Origin of the sequence: Streptococcus gallinaceus (assembly GCF_040545695.1) — a bacterium.
Classification (GTDB): Bacteria; Bacillota; Bacilli; order Lactobacillales; family Streptococcaceae; genus Streptococcus; species Streptococcus gallinaceus.
In genome coordinates this window covers 251,560-275,288 of sequence record NZ_JBEPMK010000002.1, presented here as the reverse complement: position 1 = coordinate 275,288, position 23,729 = coordinate 251,560, and the positions used below count along the sequence as shown (strand labels likewise).

The following is a 23,729-nucleotide window of genomic DNA, read 5'->3' as shown; positions in this document are numbered from 1 at the left end:
TTGTAGAGGAATCATGAAAAAAGATATTAAAGAATATATAGCAGAGGTCGGTCTTGTGACCATGGATCAGCTTGCAGATCAGCTAGGAGCGACGTCTTCCAAGGAATTTGTCGAGTTGATCAAACTGGTTTCCAAGATGGAAAGTCAAAGACAACTGCAATTTGACAAGAAGGGACGAATCTCCCTTCCTAAGAAGAAAGAAAAGCAGGCCATCACCATTAAGGGAATTTTTCGTGCCCATAAAAATGGATTTGGCTTTGTGACGGTGGATGAGGAAGAGGACGACCTCTTTGTCGGTCGAAATGATGTCAATCATGCCATAGAAGGCGATACAGTTGAGGTTGCCATTACCAAGGTAGCAGACCGTTTAAAAGGAACTGCGGCCGAAGCACGCGTGGTTGATATTTTAGACCATGCCTTGAAGACAGCTGTTGGCCTCTTGATTTTGGATGAAGAAAAGCCCAAGTATGCCGGCTATATCAAGTCAAAAAATCAAAAAATTCAGCAACGCATTTACGTTAAGAAATCACCACTAGTCCTAACTGGGACGGAGATTATCAAGGTTGATATTGAAAAATATCCAAGTAAGAAGCATGATTTCTTTGTGGCAACCTTGCGTGATGTGGTCGGTCATCAAGACGATGTCGGCATTGATGTGCTGGAAGTTTTGGAGTCAATGGATATCGTTTCCGAGTTTCCAGAAGAGGTTTTGGCAGAGGCCAATCGTGTACCCGAGGCACCGTCCGAAAAGGATATGGAAGGCCGTTTGGATTTACGGGATGAAATTACCTTTACCATTGACGGCGCAGATGCCAAGGACTTGGACGATGCTGTCCATATCAAGCAGCTGAAAAATGGCAATCTAGAGCTTGGTGTCCATATCGCTGATGTGTCTTATTATGTGATGGAAGGCTCAGCTCTGGACAAAGAGGCGCTCAATCGTGGGACCTCAGTCTATGTGACAGACCGTGTGGTACCCATGTTGCCAGAGCGGCTGTCAAATGGCATTTGCTCGCTCAATCCAAATGTCGACCGCTTGACCCAGTCAGCTATTATGGAGATTGACCGCAAAGGTCGAGTTGTCAAGCATTGGATTGGACAGACGGTCATCAAGACTGCCTTCCGTATGACCTACTCAGATGTCAATGAGATCATTGCAGGGAATGCGGAAAAAGCTGCGCAATTTAAAAAAATTGTGCCAAGTATTGAGCTGATGGTCAAACTGCACAAGACGCTTGAAAATATGCGACTCGGTCGTGGTGCCCTTAATTTTGATACCAGCGAAGCAAAAATCATTGTCAATAAAGATGGTTTACCTGTGGACATCGTCTTGCGTCAACGTGGACTGGCAGAGCGAATGATTGAGTCCTTTATGTTAGCAGCCAATGAAACAGTTGCAGAGCATTTTGCCCAGTTAGAACTGCCTTTCATTTATCGGATTCACGAAGAACCCAAGTCTGAAAAACTGCAAAAATTTATTGATTATGCTAGCACCTTCGGTCTGCCGATTTACGGGACAGCCAGTTCAATTAGCCAAGAAGCCTTGCAAGACTTGATGGCTAGAGTAGAGGGCGAATCTTATGCTGATGTGCTCAGCATGATGCTCTTGCGTTCCATGCAGCAAGCTCGCTACTCTGAGCACAATGCGGGCCACTATGGTTTGGGAGCAGAGTTTTATACTCATTTTACCAGTCCAATCCGTCGTTATCCCGACCTTTTGGTTCACCGGATGGTGCGTGAATATGGCCAGTTAACAGAAGAAAAAGTGGCGCATTTTGAGGCAGAAATTTCTGAAATTGCGAAATTAACTTCTAGCCGTGAGCGCCGTGCCATTGATGCGGAGCGTGAAGTAGAAGCCATGAAAAAAGCAGAATACATGCAAGAATTCGTGGGACAAGAATTTGACGGTGTGGTCTCAAGTGTTGTCAAATTTGGGGTCTTCGTCGAATTACCAAATACGGTTGAGGGCTTGATTCATGTGACCAATTTGCCAGAGTACTACAGCTACAATGAGCGGACCATGACACTACAGGGAGAAAAATCTGGTGTGGTCTTCCGTGTTGGTCAAGCCATTAAAATCAAGCTTACCAAAGCTGATAAGATGACAGGCGAGATTGACTTTGAGTACCTTCCATCCGAAGTGGATGTGGTTGAAAAAGTTGCCAAGTCTAGTCGGAAGAAGGCCAATCGTGGGGGGCGTGACCGAGATGACAAGTCTGTGAAAAATCGTGGCAAGTCTCACCGTAAATCGGATCAAGAGTCGCATTCTCCTAAAAAAGATAAGAAGAAAAAGAAACCATTTTACAAGGAAGTAGCAAAGAAAGGAGGCAAGAATGGCCAAGGGTCAAGGAAACGTCGTCGCACAAAATAAGAAAGCCAGCCACGACTACACCATTGTAGACACCATTGAGGCGGGTATCGTACTGACAGGTACCGAGATTAAGTCGGTTCGCGCAGCCCGTATCAACCTCAAGGACGGCTTTGCTCAGATTAAAAAAGGCGAAGCTTGGTTGGTCAATGTTCATATTGCACCTTACGATGAGGGAAATATCTGGAATCAAGACCCGACTCGTACCCGCAAGCTTTTGCTTAGAAAGAAGCAAATCCAGCAGCTGGAAAATGAAGTCAAGGGAACAGGTATGACCTTGGTACCGCTCAAAGTCTATATCAAAGACGGATTTGCCAAAGTCCTAATCGGCCTTGCTAAAGGGAAGCACGATTACGATAAACGTGAGTCTATCAAGCGTCGCGAACAGGAACGTGATTTAAAACGAACCATAAAAGCGATTAATAGTCGATGAGAACTAGAGAAATCTAGTTCTTTTTTGTATAATAGAAAGAAAAGTATAAAAGTTGAGGAAGAAGCATGCCAGAATTAGTCGCTTATAAACGAATGCCTGTCTGGAACAAGGAAACTGTTCCAACTGAAATTACCCACAAACACAACACCAAGGTCGGCACTTGGGGAAAAATCAAGGTCTTAAAAGGTCAAATCAAGTTTGAAGCCATCTCAGATGACAATGAAATCACGGATACCTTTATCTTTGACCGTCGTCTGGATATTCCTATGGTGGAGCCTCAAGCTTGGCACCGCGTGACCCTCTTGACAGATGATACCGAATTTTTCGTGGAGTTTTTCTGTCAGCCTGAAGATTATTTTGCTAAAAAATACAATTATGGACGGACGCATTCGGAAATCATCGAGGCCATGGAAGTGGTCAAGGCACCTGGCAAGGTATTGGACTTGGGGTGTGGACAAGGTCGCAACGCCCTCTATCTTGCTAAAAAAGGCTTTGATGTGACAGCTGTCGATCGCAATGAGGTCAGCTTGGAGATGTTGGCAACTGTCTTGGATGCTGAGGATATGGATATGAACTTCGGTCTCTATGATATCAATGCAGCCAATCTCAGCCAGACTTACGACTTTATCTTGTCAACGGTTGTCTTTATGTTCTTGAACCCAGATGCTGTTCCAGCTATTATCAAAAACATGCAAGAGTCAACAGCAGTCGGTGGTTACAATCTGATTGTCTGCGCTATGGATACAGAGGATGCGCCATGTACCATGAATTTCCCATTCACCTTCAAGGCGGGAGAGTTGCGCGACTACTACCAAGATTGGGAGTTCATCAAGTATAACGAAGATTTTGGTCATCTTCATAAAGTGGATGAAAATGGCAATCCTATCAAGCTCCGCTTTGCAACCATGCTAGCTAAGAAAATCAACTAATTCATTTTGAAAATCATGTAGTTATTTTCTGGATTTTAGATGAAGAAATATCCGTTAAAACAGGGTGAAACCCGTTTTTTTATTTTTTCAGAAAATAGATTAAAAAAATTAGTTTCTATGAGAACTTTTTGTTGACAATATCCCCACATAGTGTATAATAGTTTCCATGGTAACTAATTGAAAGGAGATAAGTCATGGAAACCCCACTTCAACAACTTCGTAGACTAGTAAATCAGATTGAAAAGTTTTTGGATAAGGCTGCGACAGACTGTGGCGCAGAGCATTTGTCAGGACCGCAAGGTTTTATCGTTATGCATCTTTACCGCAACCCAGAAGCCCACTATTCTATCAAAGATGTTGAAGAAAAATTGAAAATCTCCAAGTCAGTTGCTTCGAACTTGGTCAAACGGATGGAAAAAAATGGATTTATCCAGATTCAACCATCTCAAACCGACAAGCGCGTCAAAAACCTTGCCTTGACGAACTTGGGCCGAGAGAAGGCTGCCAATTTTGAGAATTTTATAGCCTATGTTCATGAAACCCTGCTTGATGGTATCAGCCGTGAAGAAATTGATTCGGCACGTCAAGTCATGACAAGGTTAGCTCAAAACATTCAATTAGATGACAGCGAATCCTAAAGAAATTTAGGATTCTTCACTTTTTACAAAGGAGTAAATGCATGTTTAAGATTTTTAAACGCTTGAACGCTAGAGAGTGGGGCATGATTGTCCTTAGTATTGTCTTGATTTGTTTGGCGGTATGGATGGACCTGAAGAGTCCAGAGTACATGTCCGATATTACGACTCTCTTGCAGACAAAAGGGACAGAGATAAAAGACATTCTAGAGCCGGGCTCAAAAATGTTGGGCTTCTCACTCGGTAGTTTTTTGATTGCCGTTGCGGTTGGTTTTCTGGCTTCGCGTACAGCGGCTGGTTTTACAACACGTTTGCGCGGGGACATCTTTAACCAAGTGATGGATTATTCAGATGCGGAAATTAAGAAATTTTCCATTCCCTCTCTCTTGACTCGGACGACCAATGACTTGACGCAGCTGCAAATTCTCATCACCATGGGGATGCAGGTAGTCACTCGTGGACCGATTATGGCCATTTGGGCTTTGACAAAGATTTGGGGCAAGAGTAATGAATGGACCAGTGCCGTTGCGGTTGCTGTTGTGATGGTCTTGATTTTGCTCATAACCTTGTTAGTCTTTGCCTTTCCAAAACAGCGCATGGTACAGGATTTGACAGATGCGCTCAATGCAACCACGCGTGAGTCCTTATCAGGTGTTCGTGTCGTTCGTGCCTACAATGCCGAAGAATACCAATCAGATAAATTTAGACAAGAAAATGCTGGCTTGACCAAGCTGAATCTCTTTGTCTTCCGATTGATGTCCTTGATGAATCCAGTGATGACGGTTGTCTCATCTGGTTTGACTTTGGCCATTTACTGGATTGGGGCGCATTTGGTCAATGATATCAAGCTTGCAGCCATGGATCAATCAAGTGCGGAAGCGATGAAAACATCAGCTTTGGCCATGAAAGATGCGATTGGAGACCGCGTTTCTCTCTTCTCAGATATGGTTGTCTTCTCGTCTTATGCTATGCAGGTTGTCATTGGCTTTATGATGATGGTGGCTATTTTCATCATCATGCCACGTGCCTTGGTATCTGCTCGCCGGATCAATGAAGTGCTTGCTTTGGAGCCATCTGTTCAATTTAAGGATGCCTCCGCAGCAGACAATGGACAAAAAGGACAAGTGGAATTCCACGATGTTTCTTTCCGTTACACCAAACATTCTCGTGCTGTGATTGAGCATGTTTCCTTTACAGCAAAAGCAGGTCAGACCGTTGCCTTTATCGGCTCAACGGGTTCTGGTAAGTCTACTTTGGTAAACCTTTTGCCACGTTTCTACGATGCGACAGAAGGTTGGATTAAGGTAGATGGTGTTAATGTCAATGATTATTCACACGATGACTTGAATAATAAAGTGGGCTATATTCCTCAAAAAGCGGTCCTCTTCAGTGGAACAATTCGTTCCAATATGGAATTCGGGCTTTCAGAACAATCTCCTCTCACAGACCAAGAAATTTGGGAAGCTTTAGAATTAGCTCAAGCCAAGGATTTTGTTGCTTCAAAAGAAAAAGGTTTGGATGAAGAAGTGGCCCAAGGTGGGACAAACTTCTCTGGCGGACAAAAACAACGATTGGCCATTGCTCGTGCCTTGGCTCGCAAACCTGAGATTCTGATTTTTGATGATTCATTCTCCGCCTTGGACTACAAGACAGACCGTATTTTGCGGAATGAATTGAAAGAAAAAACGGCTGAGATGACCAAATTGATTGTGGCTCAGCGTATTTCAACCATTATGGATGCAGACTTGATTTTGGTACTGGACCAAGGTAAGGTTGTCGGTCAAGGTACCCACAAGGAACTCTTGGCTCAAAATGAGGTCTACCAAGAAATTGCTTATTCACAATTATCGAAGGAGGAGTTGGAAAATGGAAAATAAAAAACAAGAAAAAAGCTTATTTGCCAATCTGGCTCCCTACGTCAAGGGCTATAAGGCCTTCTTTGGAGTCGCGGTTGTCCTAGCTATTATTTCAAGTATTATCACCGTTATCGGGCCTGACCGTCTAAAAGAGGTAACAGACCTCATGGTCAAGGGCTTGACAGGAGATATCAATTTGACAAAAATCGGTAAAATTGCTGGTCAATTGGCCATCTTGTATGTGGGAGGTGCCTTGGTATCCTACGCAGCAAGCTTTATCGTGACAACGATTATTCAACGTTTCGCTCAACGGATGCGTGATGCTATCGCAGATAAAATCAACCGTATTCCGCTTCGTTATTTTGATGGGCATTCACAGGGAGATACCTTGTCTCGTATCACCAACGATGTGGACTTGATGACCCAATCCTTTAACCAATCCTTGGTTACAATGGTTGTATCGATTGTGCTGTTGATTGGTTCTATCTTTATGATGTTTAAGACGGACTGGCATTTGGCAACGACAGCTATTGTCTCTGTATTTGCAGGTTTTGCTTTGTCATCCATTATCATGTTTAAGAGTCAGCCGTTGTTTAAAAAACAACAGACAAATCTCGCCAATATTTCAGGCTATGTAGAGGAAATCTACACTGGTCACAATGTCGTAACTAGTTATAACGCCCGTCAGCAAGCCAAGTCTGAATTTAAAGACTTGAATGATAAGCTCTATAGTTCTATGTGGAAATCACAATTCTTCTCTGGCATTATGATGCCGCTGATGCAATTTATCGGGAACTTTGGCTATGTCATGGTCTGTGTTGTCGGTGCGGCACTGGCTTTAGACGGTACCATCACGATGGGGACCATCGTAGCCTTTATGACCTACGTGCGGATCTTCACCCAGCCCATCGGTCAAATTGCCCAAGGGATTACCCAGTTGCAATCAGCTAGCGCAGCGATGGGACGTGTCTTTGAATTCCTCAATGAAGATGAGATGGAAGTTGAAGAAAGTAAGATACGTCAGTTGGAAACGGTCAAAGGTCATGTTACATTTGACCATGTTAACTTTGGCTACACTCCAGAGAAAACGATTATCCATGACTTTACTTCAGAAGCAAAACCAGGTCAGAAGGTTGCGATTGTCGGACCGACTGGTGCTGGTAAGACGACCATTGTCAACTTGCTGATGCGTTTCTACGAAATCAATTCAGGAACGATTGCCATAGACGGCGTGAATGTTCATGATATGAAACGTAGTGAAGTGCATGATGCCTTTTCGATGGTTCTGCAAGATACCTGGCTCTTTGAAGGGACTATTAAGGAAAATCTGATTTTCAATCAAGACCATATCACGGATGAGCAAGTGGAAGCAGCAGCTAAGGCCGTGGGTGTGCATCACTTTATCAAGACCTTGCCAAATGGTTATGATACAGTCTTAGATGATTCAGTAACCTTGTCTGTCGGTCAGAAGCAGCTTTTGACCATTGCACGGGCCTTGCTCAAGGATTCTCCACTTTTGATTTTGGATGAGGCGACGTCATCAGTGGATACTCGGACAGAGGAGCTGATCCAAAAAGCAATGGATAAATTGATGGAAGGTCGTACTTCCTTTGTCATTGCTCACCGCTTATCAACGATTCGCAATGCAGACTTGATTCTTGTCATGAAAGATGGCAATATTATCGAGCAGGGCAACCACGATGAATTGATGGATCAAGATGGCTTCTACGCAGACTTGTACAATAGTCAATTTACAGAAGATAGCGAAGAAGTAGCTTAAAGAAGAGACTGGACTGAGTTCCAGTCTTTTTCTGTCTTTGAAACTGAAAATCCTATTTTGATATGGTAAAATAGAACAAAGAACACATGAAAAAAGGAGACCTTATGTCTGATACAATTCAATTTGGTTATGGGAAAGCTGCCGCTCAACTTGTGCTGAAACGCTTGAACCGCCACGGTATTATTGCCGGAGCAACTGGTACAGGGAAAACGGTGACTTTAAAGGTATTGGCTGAGCAGTTGAGCGATGCTGGAATCCCCGTTTTTCTCTCAGATATCAAGGGAGATTTGACGAGTCTAGCTCAGGAAAATGCAGGTGATATTTCGCCGGAGCGTTTAGCGGCTACTCACTATGAGGATTATCATCCTGCCAGTTATCCTGTCGAGTTGTGGGATGTCATGGGCGAGCAAGGATTGCCAGTTCGGATGACCATTTCTGAGATGGGACCGGTCTTGTTAACACGATTATTGGGGCTCAATGAAACCCAGGAAAGTATTTTGAATATCGTGTTTAGTGTGGCAGATGAAAAAGGCCTTCTACTCATTGATATGATGGATTTGCGAGCCATGCTGAATTATGTTGCAGAAAATGCAACGGAGTTGAGCCAATATTATGGCAATATTCCTGCCCGGTCGGTCGGGGCTATTTTGCGCAGTCTGGTGGTTTTGGAGCAGCAAGGTGGCAAGATTTTCTTTGGTGAGCCAAGTTTGGAAATTGCGGACTTGATGCGCACGGCAAATGATGGACGCGGTGTGGTCACTATCTTGAATGCCAAGCAGTTGTTTAACCAGCCAACTCTCTACTCAACGGTGCTCTTGTCCTTGCTAGCCGAGCTCTATGAGACTCTTCCTGAAGTCGGGGATTTGGATAAGCCTAAGATGGTCTTCTTCTTTGATGAAGCCCACGTTCTCTTCAAGGATGCACCAAAAGTTTTATTGGAAAAAATCGAGTTGATTGTACGCCTGATTCGCTCGAAAGGTGTCGGAGTTTTCTTTGTGACCCAGAATCCGACGGATATTCCAGACAGTGTAGCTAGTCAGCTGGGCAATCGTATCCAGCACGGTTTACGTGCCTTTACACCTAAGGAATTAAAAACTGTTGCAACGGTTGCGGAGACTTTCCGTCAAGCCGATGGAGAGGACTTGAGCAAGGTCATTCAAGAATTACAAGTGGGTGAAGCAGTGGTTTCTACACTGGGTGAGGATGGAGCACCGGGATTTGCAGACCGAGTAATGATTTATCCACCGAAAAGTCTTTTGGGAACAGCGAACCCAACACTCGTTCTGTCATTGGCTAATCATTCAAGTCTCTTAGACAAGTATGCAAATGCCATCAATCGCGAATCGGCCCATGAACAAATCATGGCCATGACGCAGGAAAAAGAAGCTCAATTGATAAAAGAAGCTGCGGATGCAGAAGCTAAAAAGGCAGAAGAAAAAGCAGCCAAGGAAGCACAAAAAGAAGCCGAAAAACGAGCAAAGGCTGAGGAAAAAGCAAGTGAAAAACGCGCGACCACTAGCAGCCGTCGTTCAGATAGCGCAATGGATCGATTTACAAAAAATATCATGAGTGCTGTTGGACGAGAAGCCGGTCGCATCTTGGTCCGTGGTATCACAGGTATGTTGAAAGGAAAATAAAAAGAAGGGAAACCTTCTTTTTATATAACTTATTTGTTTACAAATGTAAACAAATTTGATATACTAAAGACAGAAAAGTAAAAAAGGAAAAAACCATGGCTTTAGAGACTTATAAAGTAGAAGGAATGACCTGCGCAGCTTGTTCCATGACTGTGGAAAAAGTAGTGGGAAAAGTGGACGGAGTAGACCAAGCAGCTGTCAATCTCGCGACAGAAAAATTAACCGTGCGTTTTGAACCAGAACAAGTTTCTCCAGAAACATTGGTTCAAGCGGTGGAAAAAGCAGGCTATCACCTGGTTCTCACCTCAGAAGAAGCGGCGGTAGCAAGCGCCAAACCCTCACGTGAATCTATCTTGTGGAAGAGATTTATAGGCTCCCTACTCTTCTGCCTCCCCTTGCTCTATGTAGCTATGGGTAGCATGGTCGGTCTTCCCCTGCCAGCATTTTTAGAACCGATGGCTCATCCTCTGGCATTTGCCTTAGTGCAGATTGGTTTGGTCTTGCCAATTGTTTACCTAGGTCGAGCGTTTTATACCAATGGATTGCCCAGTTTATTTCGAGGGCATCCCAATATGGATAGCCTGATTGCGGTAGGTACAATTGCGGCCTTGGGACAAGGTTTTGTTATGACAGCTCTCTTAGCTATGCACAAAGTGACGTTCTCCCATCATCCCGAACTGTATTTCGAGTCTGCGGGAGTTATTTTGACCTTGATTACCCTGGGAAAATATCTCGAAGCCGTCTCCAAAGGGAAAACCTCCAGTGCTATTCAGCATCTCGTGGCTTTGGCACCAAAGACAGCTCATCTGGTGAAAGATGGAGTGGAAATGGAAATCCCAGTTTCCGATCTCATGGTTGGGGATATCTTGCAGGTGCGTCCTGGGGAAAAAATCCCTGTGGACGGTCGCTTGCTAGAAGGACAATCAACTGTTGATGAGTCTATGTTAACAGGCGAGAGTTTGCCAGTCAAAAAAGTCAGCGGTGACCAAGTTTTTGGTGCAACCATCAATAAAAACGGCAGCTTCACCTTGGAAGTGACCAAGGTTGGAGAGGATACGGCTTTGGCGCAGATTATTCGTCTGGTCGAAGAAGCGCAAGGTTCAAAGGCGCCCATTGCTCGATTAGCAGACCAAGTAGCCGCGGTTTTCATACCAGTCGTCATGACTCTGGCTTTGCTTTCTGGCTTTGCTTGGTTTGTTTTTGGAGGAGAGTCTTGGACTTTTGCCTTGAATATTGCAGTTTCCGTCTTGGTCATTGCCTGCCCCTGTGCCCTAGGTCTTGCCACTCCGACGGCTATTATGGTCGGAACTGGGCTAGGTGCAGAGCACGGTATTCTCATTAAGTCGGGTTCAGCCTTGGAATTGGCTCAGTCTGTGGATACCATCGTCCTCGATAAGACAGGAACGATTACAGCTGGTCTAGCTAGTGTGACAGATATCTTACCTGCAAATAATACAACTGAAGATGAGTTAGTCAGTTTGGCGGCAGCTGCTGAGCAAGGTTCGGAGCACCCATTGGGACAAGCAATCGTCGATTTGAGTAAGGAAAAAGGTTTGGTACTGCCGACTGTTTCTGAATTTGAGGCCTTGTCTGGCCGAGGCATTTTAGCTAAGGTAGCAGGCAAGATGATGTATCTTGGCAATCAAGCTCTCATGGCAGAAAAAGGAATGGATACATCGCTTAGTCACGGTCGAGAATTGGAATTGGCACAAGCTGGAAAGACCCCCATTTTTCTGGCCTATGATGGTCAATTTTTAGGGTTGCTAGCCATCGCAGACCAGATAAAAGAAACCAGTCCAGCGGCCATTGCCCAGTTGAAAGATATGGGCTTAGAGGTTGTCATGTTAACAGGGGACAATGATGCTACAGCGCAAGCCATTGCCCAAGAAATCGGTATCGAAAGAGTGGTCAGTCAAGTGCTGCCGGAGCAGAAATCTTCAGTCCTTGCGGATTTACAGGCTAAAGGTGCCCGAGTAGCCATGGTCGGAGATGGTATCAATGATGCGCCAGCCTTGGCTCAAGCAGACATCGGAATGGCAATTGGTACAGGTACGGACGTAGCCATTGAATCGGCAGACTTGGTGCTGATGCAGGGAGACTTGACAGGTGTTGCGCGTGCCTTGCACCTGAGTCGCTTGACCATGAAAGCCATCAAGCAAAACCTATTCTGGGCTTTTGCCTACAATGTCATCGGTATTCCAGTTGCCATGGGCCTGCTGTATCTCTTTGGTGGACCCTTGCTCAATCCCATGCTAGCAGGTGCAGCTATGAGCTTTAGCTCTGTGTCTGTCTTGCTTAATGCCCTTAGACTGAAAAGAGTAAAGATCTAAACGAAAATACCGGTCAAATGACTGGTATTTTTTTGAGAGAATGCTTACAATAAAATCAGAAAGTGAGGAGATGACATGACGACCTTTATCGGAAAAGAAGTAACATTGATTGGAAAACAGCCACAGGTTGGAGAACTAGCTCCTAATTTTAGCTTGATGGCCAATGATTTGACACAAAAGCAGTTGACAGACTTTAGCGGTATCAAGGTCTTGAGCGTAGTGCCTTCGATTGATACAGGCATTTGCTCTGCCCAGACTCGCAGATTTAATCAGGAACTATCGGATAGGGATGGAGTGACTGTGATTACGGTATCTGCTGACCTACCTTTTGCGCAAGCTCGTTTTTGTGGAACAGAAGGCTTGGACAATGCCATCACTCTATCAGACTATTATGACCACACTTTTGGGAAAGCCTATGGTCTGCTCATGGAAGAATGGAATTTATTGGCACGTGCAGTGTTGGTATTGGATGCGGACAACAAGATTATCTATACCGAATACCTTGAAAATGTCAACGAACACCCAAACTATGAAGCAGCTTTGGCAGTGGTAAAATAAAAAGAGAACCTGTAAGAAGAAACTTACAGGCTTTTTTGGGGGTTAGTCCGCAAGAGCGAGGCCAGAAATCATCTGAGCCAGTTCCTGTGGAGATTGCTGAAAATCCGTAGCTATCCAGTGACTGATGACACTTTCAATGCTAGCAATGTAGACTTCACGAGCAAATTCAGCTGGCAAGTCATACCGAAGATAAGCCTGCTTTTCCCAAAAAGGATAGAGGCAAATAATGCGGTAGAGAGTGTCCTTGATGGCTTGGGCAAATAAAAAATTCTTACTTTGAGATAGGGCGGAAATGAAGACTTGGTCTTCTTCTACAAATTCTAAAATGGACAAAATGACGGTTTCTGGCTGGTCGCGGTGCTCCTGAATCCGTATATCCATTGCAGCTAGCCATTCTTCCTTGTACTGCTCCATCATATCAGCCTTATCAGAGAAATGCAGATAGAAGGTGCCCCGATTGATACCAGCTTTTTTACAAATCTGACTAATGGAAATCTGCTCCAAAGGTTCTTCCCGCAAGAGTTGACCAAGTGCTTGACGGATGTAGGTTTTTGTTTCGGTTTGTCGTTTTTGCATGTCACCACCTTAAATCAACAAAGTGTTGAGATTTGTTCTTGTAGGATCATTACTGACATGATACCATAGTAAACAAGTATAAATCAACAAGTTGTCTATTTAATCCTAAAAAATAATTGCCGACTTATGCTATACTAAAATCAATGAAAGAAGAAAAGAATGGCTTATATTGAAGTAAAACACAGTTCCAAGTACTACCAAGTCGGGGACAACCAGATTATTGCCAATCACGATGTGAATTTTGAGATTGAAAAAGGGGAGTTGGTCATCATTTTAGGCTCCTCTGGTGCAGGAAAATCAACGATTCTTAATATCTTGGGCGGCATGGATACCAATGATGAAGGTCAAGTGATTATTGACGGCGTGGACATTGCTACCTACAATTCTCATCAGAGAACCAATTACCGTCGGGATGATGTAGGCTTTGTCTTCCAGTTTTACAATCTGGTGGCTAACTTAACCGCCAAGGAAAATGTAGAACTTGCTTCGGAAATTGTAAAAGATGCCTTGGACCCAGTCGAGATTCTAACTGAAGTTGGTTTGTCCCACCGGATCAATAATTTCCCAGCTCAGTTATCAGGTGGAGAGCAGCAACGTGTGTCCATTGCGCGTGCCGTAGCTAAAAATCCTAAAATCCTCCTCTGTGATGAACCGACTGGAGCCTTGGATTACCAGACGGGTAAGCAAGTCTTGCAGATTTTGCAGGACATGTCTCGTCAGCAAGGAGCGACTGTTATTATTGTCACCCACAATTCAGCGCTAGCACCTATTGCAGACCGGGTCATTTATATGCGGGACGCAACGGTTAAGTCCATCAAGGTCAATCCACAGCCGCAAGATATTGCGACCTTGGAATACTAGGAGACGTCTATGAAAAAAGTCTATTGGAAAAATCTTTTCAAGTCAGCGTCTTCATCCAAGGGACGATTCTTCTCCATTTTTAGTCTCATGTTCATCGGAGCAGTGACCTTGGTGGGGCTCAAAGCTACATCACCAAATATGGAACGCCTAGCTCAAGCTACCATTGGAAAAACACAAATGATGGATTTGGCGGTCATTGCAGATATGGGATTGGACAAGGAGGACCAAGCGGAGCTCAGCTCAATCCCCCATGCGACGGTCGAATACAGCTACACGACAGATGTGACTCGTAAGGGAACGACGGACGCTGTTCGTATTTATTCTCAGACGGAGAAAATCTCCCTATTTCAACTCATATCGGGTCAACTTCCCAGTCAGCCAGACCAGATTGCCCTAGACACGAGTCTCAAGGGAGATTATCAACTTGGAGGTAAGATTGAATTTTCCCAATCAGATAAGGGGAGTTTGAAAAAAACGACTTTTACAGTGACTGGATTTGTCCATTCGCCGGAGATTTGGAGTACAAAAAACCTTGGAAATTCGAGCGCTGGATCAGGCAGTTTGACAGCCTATGCCGTGGTTAGCAAGGAAGCATTTGACTCGGATGTTTACATGATTGCCCGCCTTCGTTATGATGATTTGAAAGATTTGGTTTATACCTCTTCAACTTATGACAAGCGTTTGGCAAAGCATGCAGAGGAACTGGAAAAGTTGGTGGCTGACAATGGCAGTCTACGGCTCGCTCGCGTTAAGTCAGATGGGCAAAAGGATATTCAGCAAGGGCAAGAAAAAGTTGCTGACGCGGAAAATCAACTCAGCCAGTCTGCACAGAAAATTGCCGATGGAGAACAGCAGATTGCCGACGGCGACCAACAAATCACAGCAGCAAAAGAACAGATTGCCAAGGGTGAAAATCAATTAGCAAAAACGGAGCAGCAACTAAAGGAAGCAGCTGCAACCTTAACTAGCAAGAAAGCTGAACTCGATAAGGCAAGAAGCGATTTGGATGCTAGTAAGGCCCAGTTAGATGCCAGTCGCAGTCAGTTAGACAGTGCCAAGAGTCAACTCGACCAGGCTCAGGAAACGATTGCACAAAAACAAGCAGAACTAGATGCAGCAGCTGGTCAAATACAGTCTGGACAATTGGCTCTTCAAACAGCAAAAAATACTTTACAAGAGCAAATAGAATCCCTGACAGCTGCTGGAGAAGATCCAAGTCAAAATCCAGCGATCCAAGCGGCGCAAGCAAAAATTGCCCAAGATGAAGAAACGCTGGAAGCTTCTTTGACCAATTACAATCAAGGATTTGCAGCATTAGAAAATGCCAAAGCGGCCTACCAAGTCCAAGAGACTACTTACCAATCTGGTGAGCAAGAGTATGCTAATGGCTTAGCCCAGTATCAAGCAGGTGAGTCTAGTTATCAAACTGGCTTGACCCAATACCAAGCAGCTCAAGCGACCTATCAATATGGGGTGGCTCAGTATGAGACAGGAAAGGCTGATTTACAATCTTCCCAAGCAACCATAGCTGAAAAAGAAGCCCAGCTAGGCAAATCCAAGACCGAGATAGCTACTGCAAAAGACACCTATACCGATAAGAAATCTGAGGCAGACAAGAAAATATCTGACTCGAAGGAGAAATTGACCGACGCGGAAACTAAATTGTCTAAGTTAGAGGAGCCAAATTACCTGGTCTACAATCGCAAAACCATTCCTGGTGGGACTGGCTATGAGAATTATCGCGTAGCAACGGGAAGCATCTCAGCTGTCGGAACCATTTTTCCAATTGTTCTCTATCTAGTAGCAGCCATGGTGACTTTTACAACTATGACACGTTTTGTAGATGAGGAGCGGACCAATGCCGGAATTTTCAAAGCTCTAGGCTACACGAATCACGACATCATCCGAAAATTTATCCTTTATGGCTTGGTAGCTAGCATACTAGGGAGTGTTGTGGGGGTTATTGTAGGAAGTTACTGGCTATCTCCGATTATTAGTAACATTGTTACGGAGCATATGGTAGTGGGGGCAGCGCCGACCTTCTTTTATCCGCGCTGGCTCCTGACGGCAATTGTACTAGGATTGATTTCAGCAGTACTACCAGCTTATCTAGTCGCTCATCGGGATTTAAAAGAAAATGCCGCCCAACTCTTACTTCCCAAACCGCCTGTATCAGGTTCTACCATCTTACTTGAAAAGATTTCTTTTATCTGGAAACGATTGACCTTTACCCAAAAAGTCACTGTCCGCAATATTTTCCGCTACAAGCAGCGGATGCTCATGACCATATTTGGGGTCGCAGGGTCTGTCGCCCTCCTCTTTGCAGGCTTGGGGATACGCTCTTCAATTTCTGGCTTGGTCAATCGTCAGTTTTCAGATTTGCTGCAATATGATATGATTGTGGTGAAAAATTCAGCTGCCAGTAAGGCTGAAGCAAATACTGTAGAAAAGGAATTCTCAGAGAAATCCGTAGATTCCCACCTCTCTATTTCCTATCAAAGTTTGGAGCAATCCATTCCCCATCAAGATGAAAAACAGGCCACTAGCCTTCTTGTGACTGAGCAAGCAGATCAATTATCAGATTATATTCGTCTCTCCAATCGCAAAAACGGTGAACCACTTACCTTGTCATCTTCAGGAGTTATCATCACTGAAAAACTAGCGCAGCTATATGATGCAAAAGTAGGAGATAAGATAACTTTGACAATTGATAATCAAGAAGTGTCTGTAGAAGTGACTGGCATTGCCGAAATGTATGCGGGACACTCAGTTTACATGACAGCAGACTACTACAAAAAAGCAACCGGACAGGCACCGACAGATAATGCATGGTTGGTCAAGTTGACCAACCACCAGTCGAACAGCGTGAAGTCAGTATCGGCCAAGTTCCTACAACTGGCAGGCGTATCAGCAGTTGTACAAAACACAACTATGGTAGCAACAATTGACAATCTTGCTCAATCTCTCCAATCCATTATGTTGATACTGATTGTTCTGTCTTTATTGTTGGGGATTGTTATTCTCTATAACTTGACCAATATCAATGTTGCCGAGCGTATTCGTGAGTTATCAACGATTAAGGTTCTCGGTTTCCATAATAAGGAAGTCACTCTCTACATCTATCGAGAGACCATCCTCCTTTCTCTAGTTGGAATCGTACTTGGTCTTCTAGGGGGAAGAGCCCTACATCTCTTGATACTGGATATGATTGGAACGGACTCAATTATGTTCAATCCGACGGTGACTTGGGATGTCTACCTAACACCTGTTCTAGCTATTTTAGGCATTCTAGCTGTCTTGGGCTGGTTTGTTAATTATCACCTAAGAAAAGTAGATATGCTTGAAGCCTTAAAATCCGTTGAATAAAACGAAACCAGTCTCGAAAGAGACTGGTTTTATGCTATAATTAAGCCATGAAAAATTATGAAGAAGTCTATCATAGCTGGGCTGACTATTTAGCGAAATACCCACCCTATCAGAAAGCAACTATCTGGCTCAACCGTTATATCACTTACATCATGTATCTGATTTATCCACTCTTTCTTTTAGACAGAGTCATTCAAGACAGCTGGGACTGGAAATATCTGCTCATACCAGCTCTTGGTTTTGTCCTCCTGAGTCTAGTCCGAAAGGTCATTAACACTCCTCGCCCCTATGAAGTTTATGCCATTCACCCTCTAATCTCCAAAGCCAGTAAAGGAAATTCCATGCCTAGCCGTCATGTCTTTTCAGCCACTATCATCTCCATGTGTCTCTTGACGAGCAATCTTGGTTTGGGGTTATTAGGACTGTTTCTTTCAGCTACCTTGGCATTTTGTCGTGTCTTGGTCGGAGTTCATTTTCCAAAAGATGTCCTAGTTGGTCTATTTCTTGGAATAGGGATAGGAAGTTTGCTATTTGTTTTTTAGGGGAAGGATATGAAATATAGTAAAGAGAAACAGGTTATCAAAGATTTGGTAGAATGGATGAATGCAAAGATTGCCTACTTGTAGGCGATTTTTTTATTGACCACGGATTGAACATAGAACCGTTGACCCAAGTAAACAATCCAAATTACCGTTCAAACTCATTCGTCACACGATGTAGTCGTCATAACTTATTTTCCGAATAGTTCGATGCACCAAGTGGTTAATGTATTTAGTCTTCCAAATAGCATGACACACCATGTAGTTGTAGTATTTTGCCTTTCCGGATAGCGTGACACACCATGTAGTTGTAGTATTTTGCCTTTCCGGATAGCATGACACACCATGTAGTTGTAGTATTTTGCCTTTCGAATAGCACGATGCAACGTGTAGTTGTTGCATTTCGCTTTCCGGATAACGTGATACATCGTGTAGTTGTTGTATTTCTTCCTTTGAATAGGACGATACACCGTGCAATCAACTTGTTTTTAGCTCTAGAGAGAATTACTTTATAGAAAATGAGCTTATTTTTTACTTAATATCGATTTTTTCAAAACTATTTTCGAATAACTAAGATGAGAAATAAAAAAGCGTGTTAGCTAAAAAGGAGAAATACATGAAGAAACAATATGCTACCTACCCCTTAAATCTTCGGACTCTTGACCAAGAGCAAACTTATCAGCTTATCAAAGACTCGCAAATTACCATCGGTGCCTTTGCCAAGACCCATAAGTCAGAATTGATTTACACAACTTATTCTATTTGACTGCAAGACTATATGGCAGAATTTGAAAAAGGACTCCATAAAAGCCGCGCTAGCCTTTATACTCAACAGTTACGAGAGACCGATAAAGAACGGTCAGACGCTGCTGTAACCTTGGTAAATCTCATTCGCGCCTATGGCAAGAGTCGGGACAAGAATAGCCAAGCTGCTTATCAGTTGTTGGCACCCTTGATGAAGAACTATCAACAGCTAACAGAGAACACCTATGAGAAAAAGACGGAAGCTATCAATCACTTGGTCAATCAATTAAGAGAGGAAGTCTATCAAAATGCTTTGGCTCAGCTTTATTTGTCTGTTCAGTTCGAACATTTAGTGCAGGCGCAGAGTCATTTTGATGGCGTTTATAGCCAACGTATCCAAGAGCAGGCTAGTAAAACTCCGGGAAAAATCAGAGAGACCCGTGGAAATCTAGTAGAATCCTATAACTTTATCATCGACTACACAGCCATCATGGCCTATGGTTTTCCAGAAAAGACAGAATTTGCCCAATTACGTAAGCAACTCAATACCATTCGTAGTCGGTATAAGGTGAGAAAACCGGATACGAAAGATAAGAATGTAGCAATTGTGAAAGAGGAAGTTCTAGCAGAAAAGGAGTGAAAGAAAAGACCCAGTTGGGTCTTTTCGTGCTATAATAAGACTATGACAAACAAGAATAGATTACTTTTAATTGACGGTTCTTCCGTTGCTTTTCGTGCCTTCTTCGCACTATATAATCAAATTGATCGTTTTAAAAATGCTGACGGTCTTCACACCAACGCAGTTTATGGTTTCCACCTTATGCTCAATCATTTGCTGGAGCGGGTTCAACCAACGCATATCCTTGTTGCTTTCGATGCTGGAAAGACAACCTTCCGTACAGAGATGTATGCGGACTATAAGGGTGGTCGTGCCAAGACACCAGATGAGTTTCGGGAACAGTTTCCATTTTTGCGCCAACAATTAGATGTCCTTGGAATCAAGCATTACCAGTTGGACCGCTATGAGGCGGATGACATCATCGGAACCTTGGTCAAGCAAGCAGAAGCAACAGACGAGCACTTCGATATTACCGTTGTTTCTGGAGACAAGGACTTGATTCAGCTGACTGATGAGCATACGGTTGTTGAGATTTCTAAAAAAGGTGTGGCGGAGTTCGAAGAGTTTACACCTACCTATCTCATGGAGAAAATGGGGATTACCCCTGCTCAATTTATCGACCTGAAAGCCCTCATGGGAGACAAGTCAGATAATATCCCAGGAGTGACCAAAATCGGAGAAAAAACAGGACTCAAACTCTTGATAGAACATGGATCCTTAGAAGGAATTTATGAGCAAATTGATGGGATGAAGGCTTCCAAGATGAAGGAAAATCTCATCAATGATAGAGAGCAGGCTTTCTTGTCTAAGACCTTAGCAACCATCGATACAGATTCTCCGCTTGAAATTGGTCTAGCAGATATTCACTATGCGGGTCCGCAGGACTTAGATGCTCTGGCGACCTTTTATGAAGAAATGGACTTCAAGCAATTTCGTGCTCAGTTGGGAGCCACTCCGTCTGTTGAACAGGAAGAAATTGACTTTGAATTTGTGACAGAAGTGACAGCAGAGATGCTAAGGGAAAACCAATTTTTCTATTTTGAAATGTTTGGGGAAAACTACCACAAGGAAGATATGATTGGTCTTGCTTGGGGAGATAGCCAGCAGATTTATGTTGGGAAGCCTGAACTTTTGCAGAATCAACTATTGAGCGACTTTTTGTCAACAACTGCCTTGAAAACCTATGACTTCAAGCGGACAAAGGTGCTCTTGCATCGTGCAGGTATTGAGGCCGAGAACCTGAAGTTTGATAGTCGACTTGCCAAGTATCTCTTATCCACAGTTGAAGACAATGAATTGACTACGATAGCACACCTATACGGACAAACTCAGTTAGTGGCAGATGAAGTAGTCTATGGCAAAGGCGCTAAACGAGCGATTCCAGACGACCAAGCGCTCTTTGACCATTTGGCTAAGAAAGTTCAAGTCTTGGTTGAAACCGAAGAACCTATGTTGGAGCAACTCAGCAACCACAATCAGCTAGAGCTTCTCTTTGATATGGAGCAACCATTGGCTAAAGTACTTGCCAAGATGGAAATCGCAGGAATCAAGGTAGAAAAAGAAACCTTGCAAGCCATGCAAGCTGAAAATGAAATTCTCATCCAAAATCTGACGCAGGAAATCTATGAACTGGCTGGTGAAGAATTCAATATCAATTCTCCAAAACAGTTAGGAGTTATTCTCTTTGAAAAAATGGGTCTGCCTTTGGAATTTACCAAGAAAACCAAGACAGGTTACTCAACAGCAGTCGATGTACTAGAACGTTTAGCACCTATTGTTCCAGTAGTTTCTAAGATTTTGGAATTCCGCCAAATCACCAAACTCCAATCGACCTATGTCATTGGTTTGCAAGATGCTATCATGGCAGATGGGAAAATCCATACCCGTTATGTGCAAGACTTGACGCAGACAGGGCGTCTGTCCTCTACAGATCCAAATCTGCAAAATATACCCGTTCGTTTGGAACAAGGTCGCTTGATCCGCAAGGCTTTCGTGCCTGAGTGGGAAGATGCAAGTTTTCTTTCTTCGGATTACTCGCAGATTGAATTGCGTGTCTTGGCCCACATTTCACAGGACGAGCACCTAATCCAAGCCTTCAAGGATGGCATGGACATTCACACTTCAACTGCTATGCGGGTCTTTGGTATTGAAAAGCCTGAAGATGTGACAGCAAATGACCGCCGTAATGCAAAGGCTGTTAACTTTGGTGTGGTTTATGGTATCTCTGACTTTGGCTTGTCCAATAACCTGGGTATCAGCCGTAAAGAAGCCAAGGATTATATTGACCGTTATTTTGACCGTTTCCCAGGGATTAAAAACTACATGGAAAGTATCGTTCGAGAAGCGAGAGATAAAGGTTTTGTAGAAACGATTTACCATCGTCGTCGAGAGTTGCCAGATATCAATTCACGTAATTTTAATGTCCGGAATTTTGCAGAGCGGACAGCTATCAACTCGCCAATCCAAGGATCGGCAGCTGACATCCTAAAAGTCGCTATGATCAATCTTGATCAAGCTCTGACAGACGGAAACTTCAAGACCCGTATGCTTCTGCAAGTGCACGATGAAATTGTCCTTGAAGTGCCAAATGATGAACTGGATGCTGTGAGAGCTCTTGTCAAGGAAACAATGGAATCTGCTATTGAGCTAGCAGTGCCTCTTCTGGCAGATGAAAATGCAGGACAGACTTGGTACGAGGCCAAGTAATTAGAACTTGTCATCAACTATATACCTATAGAGAAGAGCTTGTAAGCCTCCCTGTTTTGTGGTATGATGTGAGACAAAGATGCTTCCAAAAGTTGATCATGAAGAAAAAGCTCTAAATCTGCTATATGATTTGATTTTAAATCCAGAAGTAAGTCAGGCAGAACGGGATTTACTGGTTGAGGCCAAGAACTTGATTGAAAAAGGGGATGATATTTTACCCGTTTTTAATCGATTACTTGGGCAACTACGTCCCTTTGTCATTAACCGAAGCATGACCAAGCCGGTTTCGGACTTTTATCTGAAAGCCATGACGCGACCAGCATCTGACCAAAAATTCTGGGGATTGATCTATGCTGCTTGGATTTTTAGTATGAAATAAGGAGTGCTTATGACCTATCATTTTCAAAATCCAAATCAAAATATTATTTTTGATTATCTGAGAAATAGCCAAACTATTGCGGTTGTTGGTCTGTCAGACCGTCAAGAAACCGCCGCTTATGGTGTGTCAAAACTCATGCAAGATGCAGGGTATCGGATTATCCCGGTCAATCCTAAACTTGTTGGTCAAGAAATTCTTGGCGAGCAGGTTTACGGACGATTGCAGGATATTCCTGAAAAGATTGACATAGTTGATGTTTTTCGCCGGAGTGAGTTTTTAGCAGATGTCGCGCGGGACTTTATAGAGACAGATGCGACCATTTTCTGGGCTCAGTTAGGTCTTGAAAGCCAAGAAGCAGAAGAAATCTTACGCGCTGCCAATCGGCATGCCATTGTCATGAATCGTTGTATTAAGATTGAATACCTAGCCATGCAAGGCTAAACAAAAAAAGAAGCGATTGCTTCTTTTTTTGTTTAGTTGAGATTTCCTGTTAAGAGGTCTTCTTTCCATTTCCGGTCTTTTAGGAGTGCATCGTAGAAATGAATCTTAGCAGCACCATAGTATGGATAGACATAGATTCCCACGAGTCCAAAGCTTAGTCCTTGAAGGATAAACCATCCGATGAAGGAAAGATTGAGTACGAAGAATTTTGCTTTGTAGCCTTTCATGAGGCGACGGCTTTCTTTGATAAGTGCCATCGGACCAGAATAAGTACCCGCTTCCAAGTGTTCCAACAATAAGATTTCGACTTGTGAATAAGCTAATTCTTGAGGAATATAAATGGCAAGTCCAATGATGAAAACAATAAAGCCGACAATAAATAATGTTCCAAATACAGCCAGTGTTGGTTCTATAGAAGCATGGCTTGTATTGGACATGGATGCGATGATAGCTAGTACGGCACTTCCAATCGCTCCGATAACTAAGAGAACTAATCCAATATAATAGACCAATCCCCATAGGAAGAGCAAGAGCCCTTTAACAAAAACAGTTAGAAAAATCTTTCCAAAATGCGGATGCTGGAAGATACTAAAGCCGTCTTTCCAGCCAGTCATTTCTTGACGATGACGGAGGATATTCAAAATAGTAAAGGTCAAGGATAAAAGAATGAAACTCAATAAAATTCCGATTAAAAAAGGAAAAAGACTAGCTGAGATGCTGTAGAAAAATGGAGATGAGTTAGCTGTGATTTGGTTAATATCCCCTGAGGACAAAGAGTTAACAATTTCTTGATTCATAGTAGAAGCAGATGAATTGCGGAAAAAACTCACGAGACTTGAAAATAAGGATACAAGGGCTGGGACCAATCCAAGCAGGTAAATCCCTGGGGTTTGGTCAATGGTTTGTCGTGCCTGTGCACGAATTTGACTAATAGAAAACATAAGATACCTCCTTTCTTTATTTTAGCACAAT

19 protein-coding genes are annotated in these 23,729 nt (G+C 43.4%); 17 read left to right on the top strand and 2 right to left on the bottom strand.

Going from position 1 to position 23,729, the window contains the following annotated elements; genetic code table 11:
- Nucleotides 1-13: 13 nt before the first annotated feature.
- The 9 genes from rnr (at nucleotide 14) to tpx (ending at nucleotide 12,526) form a co-directional block, all read left to right on the top strand.
- The gene (gene rnr, locus ABID27_RS03585) at nucleotides 14-2,371 is read left to right on the top strand and encodes a ribonuclease R (RefSeq protein ID WP_253363584.1); all 2,358 of its coding nucleotides are present in this window, start codon (nucleotides 14-16) and stop codon (nucleotides 2,369-2,371) included.
- On the top strand, nucleotides 2,334-2,801 hold the full coding sequence (gene smpB, locus ABID27_RS03580) for an SsrA-binding protein SmpB (RefSeq protein ID WP_253363586.1): 468 nt from the start codon (nucleotides 2,334-2,336) through the stop codon (nucleotides 2,799-2,801). Before rnr ends, smpB begins: the two co-directional genes overlap by 38 nt.
- 65 nt (nucleotides 2,802-2,866) lie before the next feature.
- Nucleotides 2,867-3,730 (top strand): SAM-dependent methyltransferase TehB, encoded by an 864-nt coding sequence (tehB, locus tag ABID27_RS03575; RefSeq protein ID WP_253363588.1) that lies wholly within the window; start codon nucleotides 2,867-2,869, stop codon nucleotides 3,728-3,730.
- A 194-nt stretch (nucleotides 3,731-3,924) separates the two neighbouring features.
- Nucleotides 3,925-4,368: a MarR family winged helix-turn-helix transcriptional regulator gene (locus tag ABID27_RS03570; protein ID WP_253363590.1), complete on the top strand. Its 444-nt coding sequence runs from the start codon at nucleotides 3,925-3,927 to the stop codon at nucleotides 4,366-4,368.
- A 41-nt stretch (nucleotides 4,369-4,409) separates the two neighbouring features.
- Nucleotides 4,410-6,242: an ABC transporter ATP-binding protein gene (locus ABID27_RS03565; RefSeq protein WP_354280302.1), complete on the top strand. Its 1,833-nt coding sequence runs from the start codon at nucleotides 4,410-4,412 to the stop codon at nucleotides 6,240-6,242.
- Entirely contained in the window at nucleotides 6,232-8,001 is a 1,770-nt protein-coding gene (locus ABID27_RS03560) for an ABC transporter ATP-binding protein (protein ID WP_354280300.1), read from the top strand. Before ABID27_RS03565 ends, ABID27_RS03560 begins: the two co-directional genes overlap by 11 nt.
- 104 nt (nucleotides 8,002-8,105) lie before the next feature.
- Complete coding sequence (locus ABID27_RS03555; RefSeq protein ID WP_354280298.1) at nucleotides 8,106-9,638, top strand: helicase HerA-like domain-containing protein; 1,533 nt, start codon at nucleotides 8,106-8,108, stop codon at nucleotides 9,636-9,638.
- Between the two features lie 95 nt (nucleotides 9,639-9,733).
- Complete coding sequence (locus ABID27_RS03550) at nucleotides 9,734-11,968, top strand: heavy metal translocating P-type ATPase (protein WP_354280296.1); 2,235 nt, start codon at nucleotides 9,734-9,736, stop codon at nucleotides 11,966-11,968.
- 75 nt (nucleotides 11,969-12,043) lie between these two features.
- Nucleotides 12,044-12,526, top strand: coding sequence for a thiol peroxidase (tpx, locus tag ABID27_RS03545; RefSeq protein ID WP_253636082.1), 483 nt, complete (start codon nucleotides 12,044-12,046; stop codon nucleotides 12,524-12,526).
- Between the two features lie 42 nt (nucleotides 12,527-12,568).
- Here the strand turns inward: tpx and ABID27_RS03540 are convergent, their stop codons facing one another.
- On the bottom strand, nucleotides 12,569-13,102 hold the full coding sequence (locus ABID27_RS03540; RefSeq protein WP_253363602.1) for a TetR/AcrR family transcriptional regulator: 534 nt from the start codon (nucleotides 13,100-13,102) through the stop codon (nucleotides 12,569-12,571).
- Nucleotides 13,103-13,261: 159 nt separating this feature from the next.
- Here ABID27_RS03540 and ABID27_RS03535 point away from each other — a divergent pair, with 159 nt between their 5' ends.
- The 8 genes from ABID27_RS03535 (at nucleotide 13,262) to ABID27_RS03500 (ending at nucleotide 22,757) form a co-directional block, all read left to right on the top strand.
- A complete protein-coding gene (locus ABID27_RS03535) occupies nucleotides 13,262-13,963 on the top strand; it encodes an ABC transporter ATP-binding protein (protein ID WP_354280293.1) in 702 nt (233 codons plus the stop codon).
- A gap of 9 nt (nucleotides 13,964-13,972) precedes the next feature.
- Entirely contained in the window at nucleotides 13,973-17,329 is a 3,357-nt protein-coding gene (locus tag ABID27_RS03530; protein WP_354280291.1) for an FtsX-like permease family protein, read from the top strand.
- Between the two features lie 47 nt (nucleotides 17,330-17,376).
- Nucleotides 17,377-17,871 (top strand): phosphatase PAP2 family protein, encoded by a 495-nt coding sequence (locus ABID27_RS03525; RefSeq protein ID WP_253363608.1) that lies wholly within the window; start codon nucleotides 17,377-17,379, stop codon nucleotides 17,869-17,871.
- Nucleotides 17,872-18,484: 613 nt separating this feature from the next.
- Nucleotides 18,485-18,634 carry a hypothetical protein gene (locus tag ABID27_RS03520; RefSeq protein ID WP_354280289.1) on the top strand — a complete coding sequence of 50 codons (150 nt, stop codon included), beginning with the start codon at nucleotides 18,485-18,487 and terminating at the stop codon, nucleotides 18,632-18,634.
- Between the two features lie 12 nt (nucleotides 18,635-18,646).
- On the top strand, nucleotides 18,647-19,252 hold the full coding sequence (locus ABID27_RS03515) for a DUF6261 family protein (protein WP_354280287.1): 606 nt from the start codon (nucleotides 18,647-18,649) through the stop codon (nucleotides 19,250-19,252).
- A 42-nt stretch (nucleotides 19,253-19,294) separates the two neighbouring features.
- A complete protein-coding gene (polA, locus tag ABID27_RS03510) occupies nucleotides 19,295-21,937 on the top strand; it encodes a DNA polymerase I (RefSeq protein ID WP_354280285.1) in 2,643 nt (880 codons plus the stop codon).
- Between the two features lie 79 nt (nucleotides 21,938-22,016).
- A complete protein-coding gene (locus ABID27_RS03505) occupies nucleotides 22,017-22,316 on the top strand; it encodes a bacteriocin immunity family protein (protein WP_354280283.1) in 300 nt (99 codons plus the stop codon).
- A gap of 9 nt (nucleotides 22,317-22,325) precedes the next feature.
- Entirely contained in the window at nucleotides 22,326-22,757 is a 432-nt protein-coding gene (locus tag ABID27_RS03500) for a CoA-binding protein (protein ID WP_354280281.1), read from the top strand.
- A 32-nt stretch (nucleotides 22,758-22,789) separates the two neighbouring features.
- Here the strand turns inward: ABID27_RS03500 and ABID27_RS03495 are convergent, their stop codons facing one another.
- Complete coding sequence (locus ABID27_RS03495; RefSeq protein ID WP_354280279.1) at nucleotides 22,790-23,698, bottom strand: DUF975 family protein; 909 nt, start codon at nucleotides 23,696-23,698, stop codon at nucleotides 22,790-22,792.
- Nucleotides 23,699-23,729: the final 31 nt, after the last annotated feature.